Consider the following 19622-nt stretch of genomic DNA (forward strand, 5'->3'; position numbering starts at 1 on the left):
CTTCAAGCGTCGCCCCTGTGCGGGGCGGCACCTACTTTTCTTTGCCGCCGCAAAGAAAAGTAGGCAAAAGAAAGCGGCTCACACCGCCAGTGCTAGTCGTTGCCTGAGGGCCCCCAACGGCCCCGTACTTCATACGCTAACGCACCTGTTCGCGTTCGTTGCCAACGCTTCGAACCGATGCCTCACCCGTTTCACATACCCGCGTCGTAGCACGCCGCGCCAGACAGTCCGCCGCCGCCCAGGTGGCAAACTGTGTGTAGGTTTTCGCGCCATACACGCATCACTCCGGACCGGGAAGCAACGTTGGTGTTTCTCGCAAGAACACTAACCTGTGCGGTGCGACAACCTACACACAGTTTGCCACCTGGGCGGCACAAACCATTCGCTGCCGCTGGCCGTTGTACAGGTATCTGAAGCGGTGAGGTATTGACAGCGTTGCGCCGCGCAACGTCAACACGGCGCAACGCGTGACGATCAACCGCGCCGATGCTTCGACAGCGTGATCGTTTCGAACAGCTCGTAGTTCGCTGTCGGCGTCTGATCGGCGCCCGGCGCGTGGTAGTAGTTCATCGTGATCGTCGTCTTGCCGCCGTGCGAACCCGGATCGTAGTCGAACACGGCGATGCCGTAGCCCGTGCCCGTATCGCGCTGCGCCGACCAGATCGCATCTTCGAGTGCATCCGAGTTGGCGCGCGTGAACGTGCCCGCCGTCGCGCCGGGAATTGGCCGGTTGGGTTTCGTGAACACCTTCGCTTGCGGATTGCCGTTGCCCGTGTCGACGCCATACACGTCGAGCGGCGCGCTCGTGCCCCCGCCGCCGAGAATCAGGTGGATCGTGCCATGGCTAGTGTCGAACGCGTTGCCGTTGCTTGCATGCGAGTGAACAACCGGCTTCGGTTGCAGCGTGTCGACTTTCTCGCCCGTGGTTGCATCGATGCCCGCGTGATGGTTGCAGCCTCGCACGGGATAGCTGCGCTCGTAGTCGTGATCGTGGCCGCATAGCACGAGGTCCACGCCATAGCGGTCGAAGAGCGGCAGCCATGCCTCGCGGATGCCTTTGTCGGAGCCGTTGCCCGTCTTCGACGAACTGAGCGCGTCCTGATGCATCTGCACGATGATCCAGTCGATATCGTCATCGTCGGCGGCATGGCGCAGCGTTTTTTCCAGCCATTGCGTCTGCTCGCCATTGCTGTAGCCGCGCACGTAAAACGATGTGCCTGGCGCAATCGCGTGGTTCCCCGTGCTCGCGGCGGGCACGAGCGGCGCCGGGCCCGCGACGAAGGCGGCTGCGTCCTGATACACGACGTCGTCGGCGTCGAGCGAAATGAACAGTACCGAACTCACGCGGAAGCTATACCAGCGGCCCGGAAAGCGCGTGCCGTTGTGCGGCAGCGTATAGCGCGTGAGATACGAATCGAAGCCTTGCGCGCCGTTGTTGAATTCGATTTCGTGATTGCCGGGACACGGCATCCACGGACGATTCGCCGACGAAGACTGATTGTTGTTGCCGAAGTCGCGCCACACAGCCGGCTGCTGCGTCGGGTTCAGGTTCGCGTAGCACAGGTCGCCGTTGAGCAGGTGAAAGAGCGGCTGGAAACGCTCGACGGCCTGCACCGCGAAGCGGCTTTGCGGCGACGACAGCACCCAGCCGGTGTTGGGCGTCGCGAGATCGCCATAGCTCGTGAAGCGGAACGGCGCGCGGCCGTGCGGCGCGGTCTTGAACGACGCGGAGAAGGGCGTGCCCACGTTGCTGTCGTTATCGGCTGTGACTTCGTATTGATACGTTGTTCCCGCATTCAGGCCGTGCAGACGCGCGTGATAGGTGAACACGACTTCGCCATTCAGGCCGTCCGTGTAGGTGCGTTGAACGGCGTGAACGGTTTCCTTCCTGTCGCCGGCTGCGCCGAAGCGCACGTGCGGATTCGCAGCGGCCGCCATCGATGCCCATGACACCACGACTTCGTTCGTGGGATCTTCGCCCCATGTGAGATGGACCTGCTCGGGCGTGCCATCGGGTGTCGACGGATCGGCTTTGGCGGAGCCTGCAAACGTGCTAGCGGCGGTCGCGAATCCCGACGCGCCCGCGAGCTTCAGAAAGCCACGGCGCGAAAAGATGGTGGCCTGCGTGGCGGACTGTGTGTTGTCCGGTTCGTCCGGCGTTGTATCGGGGGAGTTCTTTTTCGACATGTCTTTTGTTCTCGCTTTGGAAGGCAAGCGACGCGCGAGTACGCAGCGGCGCGGGCGCGTCGGCGCTGGAAAGGAACGGGAAGGAAGCGTCATTCCGGGCAACACGATATTCCCAAACCTGTTACCTCGCTGTGACAGCGCGATCGCGACGCACGCACGTTCGCGGCTGGCGCGGGTGTTGTAATGGGCGCACACATGGCAAGGCAATTGAACGCTGACGTTACACTTTCTCCCCGCACACGGTGAATCGCGTCGGGGAATTCACGTTTGCTTACACACGCACACATCTTCCCAGTGCGATTTGCATAGAGTGTTTCCCGAGATCCGAAGCTGGGAGAGCACGATGAAAGCAACTATCACCCTGACGATGCCCGGGCGCTTGCGTCGAAGCGCACTTGCTGGACGCTGCTGATCATGGCGGGCGTATATGAACATCCATCTGACGACGACGTGATCGTGAGCGTCGACGAGCAGCCGTCGTTGAAGGGCACGTGCGTGACGGTGCAGACGAACGGCAAATCGATGTCGGCCGAATACAGCGAGCTGACGGGACAATTGTGCCTGAGACGGGACGGTGTGATGGTGCAGGAATGGTTTCCGCCGCATTCGTGGTTCGCGATTGCATCGGTGGCGGGCGCGAGCAGTTGGGGCACGCAGCCCAGTGCTGAAGACCTGCATGCGCTGATTCGCAATGAGTTGATGGCGAGGCGGGGGTAAGGCGCTTGCATCGCGTCGATCACGACGCCAACCCGACGCAATAGTATGATGCCCCGCATATCCGTTGATTCAGCGATGAACTCAGCCTGATGCGAGGAGGGCAGCACCGTGACAGTCTCCCGTTTGCGCAACATCCCGGGTATCGGCGTCGACAGAATGGGCGACGCTGCCGACGCAACGAAGAATCGCAACATCCTGCGGCTGGAGAACCTCGACACCGACCTGAGGCCGCCCGCCGAAGCAATCCGCAGCACGCACGAAGCCGTCGACGATGACGACGCGAACAGCTATCTGCCATTCACCGGGCAGACGGCATTGCGTCAGGCTGTCGTCGCGCGGATGAGGCAGTCGACAGGCATCGACTACGACGCCAGCAGCGAGTGCATCATTTCCGCGGGCGGGCTCGCGGGCATTCTCAACGTGCTGTTGTCGATCCTCGAACCGGGCGACGAAGTCGTGCTGACCGACCCCACGTACGCGGGCCTCATCAATCGCGTGCTGCTCGCGGGTGGCGTGCCGAAGTTCGCGCGGCTCCTGCCTTCCACCGATGCCTCCGCCGATGGCTGGCGGCTCGATATCGAATCATTGGCGAGCGCAGTGGGGCCGCGCACGCGGGCATTCCTGATCATGTCGCCGTCGATGCCGAGCGGCTTCGTCGCCAACGAAACCGAATGGCACGCAATCGCCGATCATTGCCGCCGTACTGATGCGTGGCTCGTCTACGACGCCGCGATGGAGCGCATCCTGTTCGACGGACGCAACGTGATTCATCCCGCGTCGTTGCCGGAGATGCGCGAGCGCACCTTCAGGGTCGGCTCGGTATCCAAGGAATACCGGATGATCGGCTGGCGCGTGGGCTGGATCGTCGGTCCCGAACGCATCATGAACGACGTGCGGCTGACGAGTCTGTCGAACGTCGTTTGCCAGGTCGGTATCGGCATGCCGGGTGCGACGGCGGCGCTGACGTGCGCAGACGATGGCGTCGCGCAAGCGGTCGCCGTATGGCAGGCGCGGCGCGATTTTCTGTTGAACGCGTTGCGCGATCTGCCTGTGGTGCGCCCCGATGGCGGATGGTCGCTGCTCATCGACACGACGCAGTTCGGCATCGCGCCGCCCGATGCGTCACGCCTGCTGCTCGAAAAAGGCGAAGTCGCCGCGACGCCGATGAACGGCTGGGGCCCGCAAGCGCAACGGTATCTGCGCTTCGTGTTCGCGAACGAATCCGTCGAACGTCTCACGGATATCCGCGAGCGTGTGCGCGCGGCGTGGAGCATTTGACGCATCCAGAGTGCGCTGTCAATCCGCGTGCAGCCAGTTCAGCACCTGACGCCATTGCATATCGTGCATCGCGCCAAACCAGTTGTCGTGACTCGCGTCGGGCAACACCATCAACTGCGCGCCGGGATGCGCGCTCGCCAGCCGTTGCGCGTGAACGATCGGAATCAGCGAGTCTTGCTGCGCAGCGATCACGACAACGGGTCCGTTATAGCGTTCTAGTGCGGCCACAGAATCGAATGGATCGTGCAGCATCCAGCGCACGGGAAATAGCCAGTACTTTTCCCCTGCGACACTCGCGAGCGTGTCCCATGGCGTAATGAGCACGACACCCGCAACCGCGGCTTCATTGCCTTTGACGGCTTGCGCCGCCATACCCGCGCCGAGCGACTCGCCCACCAGATAAACGGGTCCGCTCCATTGCGCGCGCGCTGCGACGAGCGCGTCTCGCGATGCCGCCAACGCCGCTAACATCGTGCGCTTGCCTTGACGGTTGCCTTGCCCCGGATATTCGACCATCACGACGCGAAAGCCATCGCGTACGAAGACTTCGGCAACGGGCAGCTTGTTCTCCGCTGTTTCCGCGTTGCCGTGAAAGAGGACGAACGTGCCGCGCGGCGCTGCGGCGGCAGGCGTTGCGACATAGCCCGCGTAGAGTCCGTCGACATGCCACGGCTCGACGTCGTAGGCGCCGTGATGCCCTGTCGGCGTGCCGGGGATGTCGAGCGGCGCAGGCAGCAGCATGCGGTCCTGCATCAGGTAGAGCGCGATCAGCGCGACCACGTACGCGACGAGCGCGAGGCGGACGCAGAACTTGATCATCGACATGTCCGTGTCCGTCACAGGTTGTCATTCTTCTGGATCAACAACACGACGAGCCGTCGAAACCGATGCCGGCTTCGAACAGCTCGTCGTGGACTGGTCTATGCCCGCCGCAGCGGGCGAGGGCGGTTACGCGTGCGCGTGACGGTCCTCGGTGAGGGCCTTCAGGCGGGCGTCGCCTGCGTCTTTCGCGGCCGCTCGGGTTGAGTACTTTTCGTCGGAAACGAGCGTGCGTTTCACTTCGCGTGCACCGAAATCGATCAGTGCAATCACCCACACGAAATCGCCCGCCTGTTCGGCCGTTTGCACGAAGGCGCGCACGTCGCCCTTGTCGTCTGCTTTCATCGTGACCTCCTGATATGTTCGCGCAATAGATGGCGCACATCCAGCATGACCGATGCCCGGCACGGTGTCTGAGGGCGTTCGGCCGCGATGCGCCTGAAACGATTCTAGGCCATGAAATCGCGTCGCACGACCTGCGCGTCGTCCACGCGCTTTATGGCGCGCCTCGCCCGGTAGTCTGGCTGATGTATGCTGCTGGTTTTTCGGGCAGATCGACAGCAAGAGGGGACATATGCGGCGCGTCGTATTCAATCAGAAGGGTGGTGTCGGCAAATCGACCATCGTATGCAACCTGGCGGCGATCAGCGCGCGTGAAGGGCTGCGCACGCTTGTCATCGATCTCGATGCGCAAGGCAATTCGAGCCAGTATCTGCTCGGCTCGCGCGCGAGCGAAGTCAATCCCACCGTGGCCGGTTTCTTCGAAACGGCGTTGACGTTCAGCTTCAAGCCCGTCGATGTGACGTCGTTCATTCATCCGACGCCATTCGACAATCTGGACATCATGCCCGCGCACGCGGATCTCGACACGCTGCACGGCAAGCTCGAATCGCGCTACAAGATCTACAAGCTGCGCGATGCGCTCAACGAACTCGACATGTACGATGCCGTCTACATCGACACGCCGCCCGCGTTGAATTTCTACACGCGCTCCGCGCTGATCGCCGTCGAGCGCTGTCTGATTCCGTTCGACTGCGATGACTTCTCGCGCCGCGCGCTCTATACGCTGCTGGATAACGTGAAGGAAATCCAGCAGGACCACAATGATGCGCTGCACGTCGAAGGCATCGTGATCAACCAGTTTCAGCCGCGCGCGAGCCTGCCGCAGCAACTGGTCGACGAACTGGTGAGCGAAGGCTTGCCCGTGCTCGAATCGAGGCTGTCGTCGTCCATCAAGATCAAGGAATCGCACCAGCACGCGAAGCCTGTGATTCACCTCGATCCGCGGCACAAGCTCTCGCTCGAGTATCTGGCGCTGCATCGCGAACTGGCGGGTTAGCCGGGGCCAATCCTTACCAGATTCCAGAGACAACTCACCAGATTCGATCTATCGATTAGCACGGTCGTACGCATAGAATCGCCTCCAGACCAACACAACAAAGGAGGAGATCGATGAGGCCATACCGGGCTATCACCCTTGCGGCCGCGTTGCTGACGGGCTCGGCCGCGCATGCGCAGAGCGCGGGTAGTTTCGTGGCGAATGTCGGCTGGTTTCATCTCGCGCCGCAGTCGTCGAGTCAACCGTTCAGCATCAATGCGCTTGGCTCGACGATGAGCGCGAGCGGGTCGGGCGCCAGTGTCGACGGCGCCGATACCGTGGGGTTCACCGCGACGTATTTCATCACCGATCACATCGCGGCAGAAGGCGTGTTCGGCGTGCCGCCGAAATTCACGCTGTCGGGAACAGGCACGCTCTCGGGACTCGGCGAACTGGGCAAGGCGTATGAGTGGAGCCCGACGCTATTGCTGAAGTATTACTTCAACGATGCGCAAAGCCATTTCCGTCCGTACCTCGGTGCGGGCGTGGCCTATGTCTGGTATAGCGGCGTGAAGCTCAGTTCGGCGATGTCGAGTGGCGCATTTCTTTACTCTTCGACTTATGGCACCGCGCTCGAAGGGCAGACATCGGCGAAGTTGAGCAGTTCGTTTGCGCCCGTCATCAACGCGGGCTTCACGTACAACTTCGACAAGCACTGGTCGGCGGGCGTGTCGCTGTCGTATATGTGGCTATCGACGCGCGCAACGCTGACGACCCATTCGAGCGTCGGCACGGTGACGAGCACATCGAAACTCCACGTGGACCCTATCGTTTCCTTTGTGTCGGTCGGATATCGCTTCTGACCAGAGCTTCAAAGTCATTCTTCAAAAAAGGCAACCGGGGGCCCGTCAATCGACGGGCCTTTGGCTTTTGGTTTTTGGCGAACAGCAATGCTCGACGTCAGTAATCTTCGACAAGGGCGTTATCCAGGCCGAATGTCTTCAATATCTTGAGTGCGCGGTCGGAGACGACGAGCCGCCAGTCGTCGGCAATGCCGAGATCGCTGCGTCCCGCCGTGCCCGTCACGCATAGCCATAGAAATTCCGGCAATATCCGCTCCGGATAAATTTCTTTAAACGAGTCGCTAACCGTTATTTCAACTTCGCGGCATTCGAATCCGCTCGCGCCGGCTTCATTCAACGCATTGGCGGCTTCGCGCGTGACGATCAACGCAGGGAAGCTCTCCAGTAGCGCATCGCCCAGCCAATTGATAATCCGGTAGTGCAGTTTGATGACGGTTGGCGGATGGACGTCAGGATCCAGCACGGTATCCTTTCCAAGGCCGCCAGCGACTTCGGGTTCGACATAGTAAAACGCCATATCGCATCGAGATCGGAGTGATCGCTAGTTTTGGCTCACATTCCGGTTATAGCATAATAGGGATCAGAAATATTTTCTCGATGCGAAAGGCGATGTAATAACGCAGAGTATTTCGGAAATATTACGCATCGCGCATAGAGCCCGATTGACGGGATTGAGCGTGGCTCAATGCACGAGCGTAATCGTCATCCGAGATGCGCGGCGAATCCCGCTTTGCCGGGCGCGATATCGTCGCGTAACGTGAGGGCGGGAATCTCGTATGCCCCCGCATTCTGCGGATGAAATGGAATGGGCGGCACCGCCCATAGATTGTCCAGACGTTGCCCGAGCGTATCGCAAGTGGCTGTGTATCGAGCTTCGTTCATCTTGCCGGTCTGATAGATCACGAACGGCGGCAGCACGTCGAAGCCCGGGTAGTACAGAATCCCATGATGAATCGGGAACAGGATATCGTCGATCGGGCCGTTGATGCCGCGTGGGCCATAGTGCGATTCCCATCCGCCCGTCGTCACGATCAGCATTGCGCGCTTGCCTGCCAGTGTGCCTTCGCCATAGCGGTCACCCCAGCGCGCGTCGGAATGCTCGCCGACGCCATACGCGAAGCCATACGCATACACGCGCTCCACCCAGCCTTTCAGGATCGCAGGCATCGAGAACCACCACAGTGGAAATTGCAGGATCAACGTGTCGGCCCACAACAGCTTCTGCTGTTCCAGTTCGATGTCCTCGCTTTGCAAGCCGTTTTCAAACGCGTGCTTCGAATCGAGGCTTGGGTCGAAGCGTTCGCCGATGGGCGGAGTCACGCTGTCGCTTGCATCGAGCGATGCCTTCCAGTTCATCGCGTATAGATCCGACACCTGCACGGCGTGTCCGCTCTTCTCCAGTCGCGCAATGGAAAAGTCCCTCAGTGCGCCATTCAGCGAGCGCGGTTCGGGGTGAGCATAGACGAGTAATACATTCATGATTCGATCTCCGTGATTCACGGAAAGCAGCGTAAGCGGCGCTCAGGTATATTGGAAATGAATTTCTAATATGTCCGGTATTGCGATGAATAATCTCAGACGGTTGGACCTGAACCTGCTGGTCACGCTCGATGCACTCCTCTCCGAACATAACGTGACGCGAGCGGCGGAGCGACTGAACTTCTCTCAACCTTCGGTGAGCGTGCATCTGGCAAAGCTGCGCGAGATCTTTGGCGATCCGCTATTGCTGCCTGGTCCGCGAGGCATGCGGCCCACCGCGCGAGCGGACGAGCTGCGAGAGCCGTTGCGCGAAGCGCTCGATGCGCTGGAGCACGTCATGTCGCCTGCGAAGGCATTCGACCCGGCCACGGCGACACAAACATGGCGAGTGGCGGCGACGGACTACAGCGAATCTACCGTGCTGCTGCCCGCGTTGAAGGCGTTGCGCTCGGCGGCGCCGGGCACCCGGCTTTCCGTTGTCGAGATGGTGCCGCCGCGCATCGCGAAGCAGGCGGAACGAGGGGAAATCGACCTCGCCTTTCATACCAGTGACGAGTCGCCTTTGGGCATGCATCGCCGGGTGCTGTTCACGGAGCGTTATGTGCTGGCCGGCCGCGCGGGCCATCCACGACTCAAACGTCGGCCGACGCCGGCGCAGTTCTGCGAACTGGAGCATGTGATTGTTTCGCCGGATGGCGGCGGGTTTCGCGGCGTCACGGATGAAGCACTCGGGCAACTGGGGCTCACACGGCGTGTGGTGCTGTCCGTTCCGCACTTTCTGTTCATGCTGTCCGTGCTGGCGAGCACGGATCTCGTCGCGATGGTGCCCGAGCGACTGGTTCGGAACATGAGTGCATTGCAGATCGTCAAACCGCCTGTTGACGTGCCCGGCTATGAAATGGGGATGCTATGGCATGAGCGATGTCATCGCGACCCGGCGCATCGCTGGCTGCGCGAGCAGATTGCCAATGCTGCGTGAAATCGGTCTCTCCCCGGTACTGTCGCGGTGCGTGACTAGCGAACTCCCGCTTCGCCGTTTTTGCCGCCTGTTGATTTCCGCTTCCTTTGCAATGAAGGAGAGCGTTCGGTCAAATGAGCTGGCGCGTCCTGATCGGGAGAACCTGCAGCCAGGAACTGCCGTCGATATTCGGCGGGAGTCGTTTGCTTCGCTGCCTTGAACTGCCGGTTGAAATTGGCGACGTTCGTAAACCCCGAGCGGGCAGCGATAACGGCAACGGGCAGGGAAGTGTCAGCCAGCATGCGGCACGCGTGCCCAATGCGAACCCGGGCGATATACCGCCCGACGCTCTCACCAATATGCTGGACAAAGTAACGTGTGAGCGTGCGTTCCGACAGGCTGGCCGCCGCACAGAGTTCCGACAGCCGCAGGGGTTCGGCAAAGCGCGCGTCGATCATTGAAAGGACACGGTTGATCCGCTCGGGCTCATGCCCGGATGGGCCCGTGTTCGCCTGATTGAAGGCACTCGGTGAGGCGAGCGGGTGGCCCGGCGCGTCGGCGAGCGTGCACAGAATATCGAGTGCCGCACTCAGGCGTTCGCGCGCCACGTTCGACAGCAATTGCTCCAGACGGCCGCGCATCCATTCACCCGCAGGCGGCTCGAATGCCAGCCCGCACGCGGCCCTGCGTAAAAGCTTACGCAGCGGTTCATATTCACGGCAGCAATCCGCCATACGCCGCGCCCAATCGCCGTCGAACCAGATAACAATGGCGACCTGCGGTGCGGACGCTTCGACCGATTGATTCGATGCCCACGTATGCGGCAAATCCGGCGGAACGAGGACGAGGTCCTCGGCTTCATAGTCGTTGACCGAGTCACCGATGTAGCGCTTGCCACGGCTGTTCATCGTCAGCGTTAACTCGTACTCCGGATGGTGATGCCATTCGAACGGAATACGCGGGAGCCGCCGATGGTAAACCCGGACCGAACAGTCCTCGCCGAACTCGACATGTTCGTAGGCTGGTTTCATGGCCGAAAACGCAAATGAATTGCCTGAATAGTATCACTACGGCTTGCGTGCGCGTCATATGCTACCGGACACGAAATGCAAACGGAGACGATCATGGCGCTGGAAATCGATGATTTGCCGGGCGCAATCCGGCAGGCAAAAAAGGAGCTGCGCGCGGCATTGCCGAACTACCGGGAGGTCTTTGCCGAAGTCGAGAAAGCGATCGGCGAAGAGGCGAAGCGGATTGCCAGTGAGCGCGATCGTGGGGAAAACGTCATTCCTGAGATTCAGTTCTCCGACATCGCCGGACAACGTGTTACTGCCGAGCAGATCGCACTCGTCAAGGCACGCGGCGCATGTGTGATTCGAAATGTCTTCTCCCGCGCTCTGGTGCAGAGCTGGGACGAAGATATCGCCCATTACGTGGAGCGAAACAATCTCGACAAGCGCCTCGAAAACCGCGCCGAGGACAAATATTTTGGCCAGTTGGCCTCGAGCAAGCCGCAGATCTACGGCGTGTACTGGTCGAAGCCACAAGTGCTGGCCCGTCAGTCAGAATCGCTGACGGCGGCACGTGTATTCCTCAACAAACTCTGGCGAAACGAGAGCGACGGACGCGTTCACTTTGATCCGGAGCATGTGCCTGTCTATGCCGACCGTCTGCGTCGGCGGCCACCTGGCTCGGCGTCGCTCGGCTTGTCGGCGCATTGCGACGGCGGGTCGGTCGAGCGTTGGATCGAAAGCAATTTTCGCAAGGTGTACCGCCACGTGTTTGCCGGCAACTGGCGTGATTACGATGCGTTCGACGCCGCTTTCCGGCCTGACGTAGAAGAGATTGCATCTCCCGCCGTCTGCTCGATGTTCCGCACCTTCCAGGGCTGGACCGCCTTGACGCCGCAAGGCCCCGGCGACGGCACGCTGCAACTCGTGCCCATCGCCAATTCGATGGTGTACATCCTGCTGCGCGCACTTCAGGACGACGTCGCCGACGACGACCTTTGCGGGGCCATGCCGGGTCGGGCGCTCTCGATCAAGCCGGAATTTCATGCGCCATTGTTCGAGGCGTTGTCGTCCATTCCCAAAATGGAAGCAGGCGACACCGTGTTCTGGCACAGCGACGTAATTCATGCGGTAGAAGACGAGCATAAGGGCGCGGGTTACAGCAACGTGATGTATATCGCCTCGGTGCCCGCGTGCGCCAAAAACGATGCTTATCTGAAGCGTCAGCTGCCGAGCTTCCTGAAAGGCGAAAGCCCGCCTGATTTCCCAACTGACCACTTTGAAGTCGATTTCACCGGCCGTGCGACACCCGACGACCTGACGCCACTTGGCAAGGCGCAACTCGGGTTTGATCTGTAGTTGAAACGGGCACGCATGCGCGGTCGCTCTGATTGCGCATGCGTTGCACCAACCATAAAGAAAAATTCGGAGACTGCAATGAAACGATCACTGACATCGGTGGCGACGGCTGCCGCGCTGCTTATCGCCGGTACACATGCTGTACTTGCCGCCGAACAGCTTTCGGTATTGCACTGGTGGACCTCTGGCGGCGAATCGAAAGCAATCCGGGTGCTCAAGGACGACATGAGCAAACAGGGCTACGAGTGGAAAGACTTCGCTATCGCGGGAGGCGCGGGTGCGGCGGCCATGACCGCGCTGAAGACGCAGGTCATCTCGGGTAACGCACCGTCGGCCGCGCAGATCAAGGGGCCGCTGATTCAGGACTGGGCGGAGCAGGGGTCGCTGGTCACGATCGATCAGGCCGCGACTGATTGGAAAGCGCACATGCCCGCGCGAATAGACAGTGACGTGAAGGCGGGCGGGCACTATGTGGCCGCACCTTTTTCCGTACATCGCATCAACTGGCTGTGGATCAACAAAGCGGACCTGGACAAAGTCGGAGGTACGCCGCCCACGACATGGCCGGAGTTCTTCGCGCTCGCCGACAAGTTTCGCGCTGCGGGTATCACGCCTGTCGCGCATGGCGGTCAACCTTGGCAGGATATGACCATCTGGGAGGCAGTCGTGCTGTCACAGGGCGCGGACTTCTATCGCAAAGCGCTCATCGATCTCGATCAGAAAACGCTGACTTCGCCGCAGATGGTGCAGGTGTTCGAGACGGTCCAGAAGATCCGGACTTACTTCGATAAGGGCTATCACGGCCGCGACTGGAATCTCGCTACGGCGATGGTGATTTCCGGCTCGGGCGGCATGCAGTTCATGGGCGACTGGGCAAAGGGGGAGTTCACCAACGCGAACAAGAAGGCGGATGTCGACTATATCTGCGCGGCGGCGCCCGGCACCGCGAATGCCTACACATACACGGCGGATACGTTCGTGTTCTATCAGCAGAACGGCAAGAAGGACGCGACACCGGGACAGATTGCGCTTGCCAAAACGATCATGTCCGTTGATTTTCAGCAGCAGTTTAGTCTGTACAAGGGTTCCATTCCGGTCAGGCTGGATGTACCCATGGACAAGTTCGATAGTTGCGCCAAGAAATCACGCGCAGACGAGCAGGCGACGATTCAATCCGGCGGGTTCTTGCCTTCGTTGGCTTTCGGTGAACTTCAGTCGCCGGTTACTGCGGGTGCCATTACCGACGTCGTGACGAATTTCATGAGCTCGAACGAGGATGCAAAAGAGGGCGTGCGCAAGCTTGCTGCTGCTGCAAAGGTCAAGTGAAGGTGCGTTTAAAGATCACAAGACACCATACAGTTTCGAACTGCCTGATTCGCGAAAAACCAATGGGCAGTACTGTGACAGTTCACCGGGGCGGAGGAGCCGGCTCTTTCATTAACTTCTACTGGAGGGGCGGACCCGCTCCGATTTCTTCGATATGAACATAGGCAGAGATCTTCAGCAAATCGCACTGCAGGAGAAGCGGCTAGTCGTTCCGCGCTTCGACGCCGATTTTGGATGGCAGATTGGAACGCATCTGCACGAACTCGCATTGGCTCGGGCGCTACCCATTGCGATCGACGTGCGTACTTTCGGGCATGTGATTTTTTACAGCGCTCTCACTGGCGCGACGCCTGACAATGCGGACTGGGTGCGCCGAAAAAGCAACACAGTCGCGCAGTTCCGGTGCAGTTCATACGCGGTTGGTTTACGTCTGGCAGAATCGGGCTCGACGCTCGCCGACACATTCGGTCTGTCGAATGCTGAATACGCAACACACGGCGGCGGTTTTCCGCTGACCGTGCACGGGGCGGGTGTAATTGGCTCGATCACAGTGTCCGGTTTGCCGGACCGCGAAGATCACGGATTGATCGTCGAAGCGTTGTGTGCGCTGCTTGGTCATGACCACACGGAAGTTGCGCTGCCGCGTGCAGAATACGAGTAGGGAACATCGTCAAACCGCCTGTCGAAATGCCCGACTTTGAAATAGGGATGCCATGTCTTCCGTCTGCGGAGCAGAGCGAACATGAAAAAGCGAGCGTCCACGCAAGAAGCAAACACGGCCGGGCCGGACGGACCGCACGTCTTCAGTTTTGCTGCGAATGGCGATGGCTTTCTGCTGGACGGCAAACCATTCCAGATCCGAAGTGGTGAATTGCACCCCGCGCGCATACCCGTTGAATACTGGCGGCATCGCATCCAGATGGCGAAGGCAATGGGAATGAACACCATTGCGTTGTATGTGATGTGGAATTATCACGAGCTAACCGAGGGTACGTTCGACTTTTACACGGACAATCGCGACATCGGGGCATTCATCCGTCTTTGCCAGGCGGAGAACATGTGGGTGTTATTCAGACCTGGTCCTTATGTGTGCGCGGAATGGGATCTCGGCGGTATTCCATCCTGGCTGCTGAAGCATACGGATATCCGGCTGCGCACGGATCGCGCCACCGATCCGCGCTACATGCACGCTGTCGAGCGTTACATCAATGAACTCTTGCCGCGCGTCAAACCATGGATGACGGAAAGTGGCGGTCCGATTCTGATGATTCAGATCGAGAACGAGTTTGGATCATTCGACTGCAATTCCGCGTATCTGGAGGAGATAAGGCAGGTCTGGATTCGCGGCGGAATACATGGACCGTTCTATACGGAGGACGGTCTTGTTCAATTGCAGCAGAACCGCTCATATGTCGCCGGTGGCGCGATTGCGTTGAGCAACGGCAACGCGGCGCAGATCGAAGCCGTGCGCAAGGCGTTTCCGTCCGTGCCGGCGATGGCAGGAGAGGTGTATCCAGGTTGGCTCACGCACTGGGGCGAGCGTGCATTTCAAGGCACCTCAGTCGATCTTTCCGCCACGCTCGATGAAATGATGCGCAAGAACCTGTCGTTCAATCTCTATGTGATTCATGGCGGGACGAGTTTTGGCTTCTATGCGGGCGCGAACGTGGATGCGGACTCGGGCGAGTATCAGCCCGACATCACGAGCTACGACTATGCCGCGCCTGTCAGCGAGCAAGGCGTGGCCACAAAACGCTATATGCAGTACCGCAGCATCATTGCTGGATACCTGTCGACGCCTTTGCCGCCAGTGCCTTCGCCAATCGAAACGATTCCGATGACGGACGCGACCGGGACGCGCCGGTTGATGCCGCAACGCTATGCGTCCATCTGGGACAATCTTCCTGCTGCACTTCCTTCCGCGCAAACAACGCATCCGCAGCCATTCGAAACGTACGGTCACGCGTTTGGTTTTGTGCTGTACCGGAAGAGACTTGCGCGCTATGAAAGCGGTTCGCTGGATATAGCCAATGTTCACGACTACGCGACCGTTTTCATCGGCGATCAATACGTGGGCGGTGTGTCGCGCACGCGTATGCCGGAAGAACGCGCGTTGCCGCTGAAGGTGGTGCATCGCGAGCCGGTTGCGCTGCCCGGTGCCTCGTCAGTGCCGGATGATGCCCGAGTGCTGGAGATTCTTGTCGAAGGCATGGGGCGCGTGAATTACGGGCATTCGATGATCGACCGGAAGGGCATTATCGATCCCGTCGTGCTGCATCATGCGTCGGGCGCGCGCGAGGTTCTGACAGGCTGGGAAGTCGTGCTCTTGCCAATGGATGAGTCGTTTGTCGAGAACTTGCGTCCGCTTTGTTCAAATCCGGATAGAGCGGGACTCTTCTTCATGGCGATACTTTCAATCGATGCTGTCGGCGACGTCTATTTCGACATGAGCGAATGGACCAAGGGCATCGTCTGGGTCAACGGGCATAATCTCGGCCGCTATTGGAATATCGGCCCGCAGAGGCGGCTCTATTGCCCGGCTCCGTGGCTCAAGCCTGGCGACAACACGGTGTTGATCTTCGATCTGCATCAGTTAGAAGCGAAGCCGGTCAGTCTGGCATCGACCCTCTCATAGGCCGCCAGATACTACTGGCGACAATTCAATCGTCAGAACCTGAAATGGATCGAGGCGAATCGTTTGCGGGCGGTCTGCGTCCCATAGCGTCGGCACGTTCGCATCGCGGTCGACAAACGGAAAGCGCGCGCAGAACTGGGCTGCAATGCCACCCGGCAGTTCGAGATGCATTCTCAGATCGAGCACGAAATCGTTCGCGCGATCATCCGGATTGCGCAGCGTGACGATTGCCTTCGATGGCGTCCACGCGGCCCATCCGTAGATTTCAAGCTGATCCGGCGCGCCGCCGATCCAGTGGCAATCGCTCAGCACGTCGGCATTAGCGCGCGCCCAGCGGGCAGCCTGCGCGAGCACGTCCCAGTCGTGCTCATCGAGTAACGACGGTGTGACATACAGTTCCTGCAATTGCGTGCCGCTGCCGAAGTACGCTTGCACTTCATGGGCAAACGCATGACCGGGATCGGTATTGAGGCGGGTGTTCTCCTGCGCGTAGATGATGCCGTGAAGCATCAGCGAATTGAGTGGGAACAGCGGACTTCGACACACGACATTACGATACGTTTGCGCATCGCGATACGTGATCCAGCGCTCGCGATCGCTGCCCGCGCCCGCAAAACCATAATCCGCGCCATCGCGCCAGATCGAATCGACAAAGCGCAGCCAGAACGGCGACGCTTGCGTGCCTGTCGAAAGATTGACGAACACATCGTGCTTGACGCGGCGCATCGCTTCGATGAGTTCGACAGCCGCGTCCCAGTCGCTGTTGAAGCGGCTGCCGGGCACGACCCTGTTCGCGTTTCCGGTGCCATCGAGCTTGAAGTGATTGACGCCGTGTCGCGTGAGCAGGTCCATCGCGACTTCATGGAAGCGGCGATAGTACGTCGGGCCCGAGAGCGCGAAGCCGTCGCCGATGGTCTCGTATCCGGCGGCGCGGCCGCGCGTCACGCGTTCCGTTCGCGGCGGGCCGTAGCCGCCCCACGGCGACAACCAGACGCCCGGCTCGGCACCATATCGCGCGGCGGCGTCTTTCAAAGGCAGGAAGCCATCGGGAAACGCAGGGCTGAATGACCAGCTGCCGCTATAGTCGTCCCAGCCATCGTCGAACAGGAAGGAGTCGAGTTGCACCCCGCGCTTTTCGTGCAGTTCCTGGCCGACTGCGTGAATGCGTTGGATGGCCTGATCCTGCGTGTACGTCGTCAGAAAGCCGATGTCGTACCACGAGTTGTAGTGCAGAAAGGGACGGTAGGGGCGCGCCCGTTCGCGCTCGATATAGGCTGCGAAGTCGCGGCGCAACTGGCCTTCGCGAAACACCCCGACAACAGCCGAATAAGCGAGTGTTTTTCCTTTTTCGAGCGGCAGTGCGCGGCTTACGCTAAAGCAGGCGACGCCGTCGCGCACTTCGCTTTCCGACATGGGAAGCTCGAAGCCCAGATAAAGATTGCCGTCGACAATCGGCACTGCAGCGAGGTCGCCGGCTTTTTTTGCATGACGTGACTGCGCATGCAACAGCGAAACGGACGCGATGGGTTCGTCCTGCAAGAGCGCCGTAACCGACAGATGCTGACGAAGATAGAGCGAGCCCTCGCGCTGCTCCACGCTCCATTCGACACGCAAACGTTGCTCGCTATCGCCGAGCGTGGCGATCACGCGTTTGCCAGCAACACGTTCGGCTTTGCGCAGCGCATCCGGATTGGCAGGCAGTGCTTCTTCGCGCAACGGCGCGACGAGCCGCAAACTGGCTGCGTCGAGCGTGCGTGCATCGGCGAAAGTGAGAACGAACGGCGCGCTAATAGCCAACGTGCGGCCGTGCGCGCGATCCGCCACGCAAACACCGCACAGAGAACGGTCGGTAACCGTCCAATGCAGCGCAATCGCGCCATTGCCAAACGCGTAGCTGTCGTTTTGCGCCTGAAAAATGGGCGGACCCGCGTGCATGACGCGCCCCGTCCGCTACTTCACGGTCTGGAGTACCTCGAATCCCTCGAACTCCGGATGCCCGAGATAGAGCGCGCGCGACTCGCTTCCTGCATTCCGGTGCGCGGCGCGAAACGCTTCCGACTGCGTCCACGCCTCGAACGCCGGGCGATTCGCCCACACAGTGTGACTCGAATACAGCACGTGGTCGTCGCGTTGCGGTCCCTTCAGCAGATGAAACTCGACAAACCCGGGCACGTCCTTCAAGTGCGTGTCCCGCGTCGTCCACACTTCCTCGAAGGCGCTTTCCGAACCCAACGCCACTTTGAACCGGTTCATTGCAATGAACATGACTGTCGCTCCCGAATGACTGCGATGTCGCGAAGTTGCTGATGCTTCGAAAGTCTACCGACGAAGTATACGCACAAGATCGCAAACGCGTGCATCAAGAGCGACCCCGGCTACCGTCCGCGCGCCCATTGCGCGAACCCCGCGCATACGACCAGCAGCGAGCCGGTGACGAAGAACACGGAATGCATGCCGAAATGGACGGCAATCTGTCCGCCGATCACCGGGCCGATCACCTGTCCGCTGAACTGCGCGGATTGCAGATAACCGAGCATCTGACCCGTCTTGCTCTCATCGACGGCATGGCGCGCGAGCTTCGCAATGGCGGGCAACAGCCCCGCGAGCGACATGCCCATCAGCGCGCGCAGCGCAGCGAGTTGCCACCATTGATGAACGAACGCTTGCGGAAGCATCAGCAGGCCCGTGACGATCAGGCAACCAATGATCACATTCCACCCGCCGATCCGGTCCGCGAGCGCGCCGAGCCGCGCTGCCGTCAGCATGCTGCCGAACGCGGAGCAGGCCATCACGACACCCGCAATGCGGGCCAGTTGGTCCGGCCCGACGCCCAGGCTGCCGACATACACCGTAATCACCGGTTCGATCGACATGTTGGCGAGCAGCACCATCATCGCGGTGGCGAGCAATGCGCCGATCACCGCATAGTGGGTGCGAGTCGAGTGCGCGGCTGTCGCGCCGCTGGCGGCTTTGCGCTTCGAATCGGTGGAGGGGTGGAAGTCTTCCTTGACGACGAAGATCGTCAGCAGCGCCGCCACGGCGATCACCGCGCCACCCGCGAAGAACGTACCGCGGATGCCGAGCCAGCCCGGCAGAAAGCCGCCGATCAGCGGGCCGACCAGCGCGCCCGCCAGCGCACCCGTCGACAGCAGGCCGAGCGCCCAGCCGGCGCGCTCGCGCGGCGCCTGCGTGCCGACCATGACCGTCGAGGCCGACGCGTACCCGCCCACCAGACCCGCGATCAGACGCAAGCCGACCAGCTCGTACACGTTGTGCGCAATGCCGATCAGCGACATCACCACGGCCATGCCGACGGCGGCGCGAATCAGCATCGGCTTGCGGCCATAGCGGTCGGCCAGACGCCCCCACAGCGGCGCGGTGACGGCGGTGCCGAGGAAGGTCGCGCCGAACGCGACGCCCGACCACTGGATCACGTCTGCCTGCGATTCGACGCCGAGTTGCTTCACGTAGAGCGGCAGAAACGGCAGCAGCATGCTGAGGCTGACGAGCGTCGTGAAAGAGCCGAATACGCAGACCAACAGATTGCGCATCCAGTGCTGCTGATTGCGCTCTGTGTAGCCGGGTGAAGCGACTTCCGGCGCGGTGCGCATCGCAACGGTGGTCGTGGGCTGGTTCATGCTGTGATTCCTTCGATCAAGTGTTGCAGGAAAGT

Annotated in this window: 18 protein-coding genes; 9 read left to right on the forward strand and 9 right to left on the reverse strand. The window is 60.5% G+C overall.

The features are described 5' to 3' along the window. Positions 1 to 474: 474 nt before the first annotated feature. Positions 475 to 2187 carry a purple acid phosphatase family protein gene (locus SB822_RS11815; protein ID WP_410854732.1) on the reverse strand — a complete coding sequence of 571 codons (1713 nt, stop codon included), beginning with the start codon at positions 2185 to 2187 and terminating at the stop codon, positions 475 to 477. A gap of 414 nt (positions 2188 to 2601) precedes the next feature. On the opposite strand from SB822_RS11815, the gene SB822_RS11820 reads away from it, so the two are divergent. Then, the gene (locus SB822_RS11820) at positions 2602 to 2904 is read left to right on the forward strand and encodes a hypothetical protein (protein WP_086918949.1); all 303 of its coding nucleotides are present in this window, start codon (positions 2602 to 2604) and stop codon (positions 2902 to 2904) included. Between the two features lie 108 nt (positions 2905 to 3012). Then, entirely contained in the window at positions 3013 to 4182 is a 1170-nt protein-coding gene (locus SB822_RS11825) for a pyridoxal phosphate-dependent aminotransferase (protein WP_410854733.1), read from the forward strand. Between the two features lie 18 nt (positions 4183 to 4200). Here SB822_RS11825 and SB822_RS11830 read toward each other — a convergent pair whose 3' ends face one another. Together SB822_RS11830 and SB822_RS11835 are read right to left on the reverse strand one after the other, a co-directional pair. After that, on the reverse strand, positions 4201 to 5007 hold the full coding sequence (locus SB822_RS11830) for an alpha/beta hydrolase (protein WP_007742963.1): 807 nt from the start codon (positions 5005 to 5007) through the stop codon (positions 4201 to 4203). Positions 5008 to 5130: 123 nt separating this feature from the next. Continuing rightward, complete coding sequence (locus SB822_RS11835; RefSeq protein WP_007583185.1) at positions 5131 to 5346, reverse strand: hypothetical protein; 216 nt, start codon at positions 5344 to 5346, stop codon at positions 5131 to 5133. 229 nt (positions 5347 to 5575) lie between these two features. On the opposite strand from SB822_RS11835, the gene SB822_RS11840 reads away from it, so the two are divergent. Both SB822_RS11840 and SB822_RS11845 read left to right on the forward strand, forming a co-directional pair. Continuing rightward, a complete protein-coding gene (locus SB822_RS11840; protein WP_007583183.1) occupies positions 5576 to 6340 on the forward strand; it encodes a ParA family protein in 765 nt (254 codons plus the stop codon). Positions 6341 to 6453: 113 nt separating this feature from the next. Next, entirely contained in the window at positions 6454 to 7182 is a 729-nt protein-coding gene (locus SB822_RS11845) for an OmpW/AlkL family protein (protein ID WP_079492426.1), read from the forward strand. Positions 7183 to 7279: 97 nt separating this feature from the next. On the opposite strand, the gene SB822_RS11850 is transcribed toward SB822_RS11845, so the two are convergent. Further along, a complete protein-coding gene (locus tag SB822_RS11850; protein ID WP_079503122.1) occupies positions 7280 to 7699 on the reverse strand; it encodes a hypothetical protein in 420 nt (139 codons plus the stop codon). A gap of 185 nt (positions 7700 to 7884) precedes the next feature. Next, entirely contained in the window at positions 7885 to 8661 is a 777-nt protein-coding gene (locus SB822_RS11855; RefSeq protein WP_410854734.1) for an NAD(P)H-dependent oxidoreductase, read from the reverse strand. An 85-nt stretch (positions 8662 to 8746) separates the two neighbouring features. Between SB822_RS11855 and SB822_RS11860 the strand changes: the two genes are divergently transcribed. Further along, complete coding sequence (locus SB822_RS11860; RefSeq protein WP_007583175.1) at positions 8747 to 9640, forward strand: LysR family transcriptional regulator; 894 nt, start codon at positions 8747 to 8749, stop codon at positions 9638 to 9640. A 35-nt stretch (positions 9641 to 9675) separates the two neighbouring features. Here the strand turns inward: SB822_RS11860 and SB822_RS11865 are convergent, their stop codons facing one another. Further along, the gene (locus SB822_RS11865) at positions 9676 to 10650 is read right to left on the reverse strand and encodes a helix-turn-helix domain-containing protein (protein ID WP_007583174.1); all 975 of its coding nucleotides are present in this window, start codon (positions 10648 to 10650) and stop codon (positions 9676 to 9678) included. 93 nt (positions 10651 to 10743) lie between these two features. Here SB822_RS11865 and SB822_RS11870 point away from each other — a divergent pair, with 93 nt between their 5' ends. The 4 genes from SB822_RS11870 (at position 10744) to SB822_RS11885 (ending at position 15949) form a co-directional block, all read left to right on the forward strand. Then, the gene (locus SB822_RS11870) at positions 10744 to 11988 is read left to right on the forward strand and encodes a DUF1479 domain-containing protein (RefSeq protein ID WP_410854735.1); all 1245 of its coding nucleotides are present in this window, start codon (positions 10744 to 10746) and stop codon (positions 11986 to 11988) included. Positions 11989 to 12066: 78 nt separating this feature from the next. Next, a complete protein-coding gene (locus SB822_RS11875) occupies positions 12067 to 13314 on the forward strand; it encodes an ABC transporter substrate-binding protein (protein WP_086918945.1) in 1248 nt (415 codons plus the stop codon). Between the two features lie 154 nt (positions 13315 to 13468). Next, a complete protein-coding gene (locus SB822_RS11880; RefSeq protein ID WP_410854736.1) occupies positions 13469 to 13975 on the forward strand; it encodes a heme-degrading domain-containing protein in 507 nt (168 codons plus the stop codon). Between the two features lie 81 nt (positions 13976 to 14056). Beyond that, a complete protein-coding gene (locus SB822_RS11885; protein ID WP_410854737.1) occupies positions 14057 to 15949 on the forward strand; it encodes a beta-galactosidase in 1893 nt (630 codons plus the stop codon). On the opposite strand, the gene SB822_RS11890 is transcribed toward SB822_RS11885, so the two are convergent. The 3 genes from SB822_RS11890 to SB822_RS11900 all read right to left on the reverse strand — a co-directional run bounded on the left by SB822_RS11890 (position 15944) and on the right by SB822_RS11900 (position 19587). Then, on the reverse strand, positions 15944 to 17884 hold the full coding sequence (locus tag SB822_RS11890; protein ID WP_410854738.1) for an enterotoxin: 1941 nt from the start codon (positions 17882 to 17884) through the stop codon (positions 15944 to 15946). The two genes, SB822_RS11885 and SB822_RS11890, sit on opposite strands and share 6 nt — an antisense overlap. Before the next feature lie 15 nt (positions 17885 to 17899). Beyond that, positions 17900 to 18214: an antibiotic biosynthesis monooxygenase family protein gene (locus tag SB822_RS11895; RefSeq protein ID WP_007583168.1), complete on the reverse strand. Its 315-nt coding sequence runs from the start codon at positions 18212 to 18214 to the stop codon at positions 17900 to 17902. Positions 18215 to 18324: 110 nt separating this feature from the next. Then, positions 18325 to 19587 (reverse strand): MFS transporter, encoded by a 1263-nt coding sequence (locus SB822_RS11900; protein ID WP_410854739.1) that lies wholly within the window; start codon positions 19585 to 19587, stop codon positions 18325 to 18327. Positions 19588 to 19622 lie beyond the last annotated feature (35 nt).

The organism is Paraburkholderia sp. SIMBA_054 (genome assembly GCF_046534875.1).
GTDB lineage: Bacteria > Pseudomonadota > Gammaproteobacteria > Burkholderiales > Burkholderiaceae > Paraburkholderia > Paraburkholderia hospita.

Coding starts and splice junctions, on each gene's coding strand:
- SB822_RS11815 (WP_410854732.1), bottom strand. CDS start 2,187: ATGTCGAAAAAGAACTCCCCCGATACAACGCCGGACGAACCGGACAAC.
- SB822_RS11860 (WP_007583175.1), top strand. CDS start 8,747: ATGAATAATCTCAGACGGTTGGACCTGAACCTGCTGGTCACGCTCGAT.
- SB822_RS11890 (WP_410854738.1), bottom strand. CDS start 17,884: ATGCACGCGGGTCCGCCCATTTTTCAGGCGCAAAACGACAGCTACGCG.
- SB822_RS11880 (WP_410854736.1), top strand. CDS start 13,469: ATGAACATAGGCAGAGATCTTCAGCAAATCGCACTGCAGGAGAAGCGG.
- SB822_RS11840 (WP_007583183.1), top strand. CDS start 5,576: ATGCGGCGCGTCGTATTCAATCAGAAGGGTGGTGTCGGCAAATCGACC.
- SB822_RS11875 (WP_086918945.1), top strand. CDS start 12,067: ATGAAACGATCACTGACATCGGTGGCGACGGCTGCCGCGCTGCTTATC.
- SB822_RS11850 (WP_079503122.1), bottom strand. CDS start 7,699: ATGGCGTTTTACTATGTCGAACCCGAAGTCGCTGGCGGCCTTGGAAAG.
- SB822_RS11845 (WP_079492426.1), top strand. CDS start 6,454: ATGAGGCCATACCGGGCTATCACCCTTGCGGCCGCGTTGCTGACGGGC.
- SB822_RS11830 (WP_007742963.1), bottom strand. CDS start 5,007: ATGTCGATGATCAAGTTCTGCGTCCGCCTCGCGCTCGTCGCGTACGTG.
- SB822_RS11870 (WP_410854735.1), top strand. CDS start 10,744: ATGGCGCTGGAAATCGATGATTTGCCGGGCGCAATCCGGCAGGCAAAA.
- SB822_RS11900 (WP_410854739.1), bottom strand. CDS start 19,587: ATGAACCAGCCCACGACCACCGTTGCGATGCGCACCGCGCCGGAAGTC.
- SB822_RS11895 (WP_007583168.1), bottom strand. CDS start 18,214: ATGTTCATTGCAATGAACCGGTTCAAAGTGGCGTTGGGTTCGGAAAGC.
- SB822_RS11835 (WP_007583185.1), bottom strand. CDS start 5,346: ATGAAAGCAGACGACAAGGGCGACGTGCGCGCCTTCGTGCAAACGGCC.
- SB822_RS11820 (WP_086918949.1), top strand. CDS start 2,602: ATGGCGGGCGTATATGAACATCCATCTGACGACGACGTGATCGTGAGC.
- SB822_RS11855 (WP_410854734.1), bottom strand. CDS start 8,661: ATGAATGTATTACTCGTCTATGCTCACCCCGAACCGCGCTCGCTGAAT.
- SB822_RS11885 (WP_410854737.1), top strand. CDS start 14,057: ATGAAAAAGCGAGCGTCCACGCAAGAAGCAAACACGGCCGGGCCGGAC.
- SB822_RS11865 (WP_007583174.1), bottom strand. CDS start 10,650: ATGAAACCAGCCTACGAACATGTCGAGTTCGGCGAGGACTGTTCGGTC.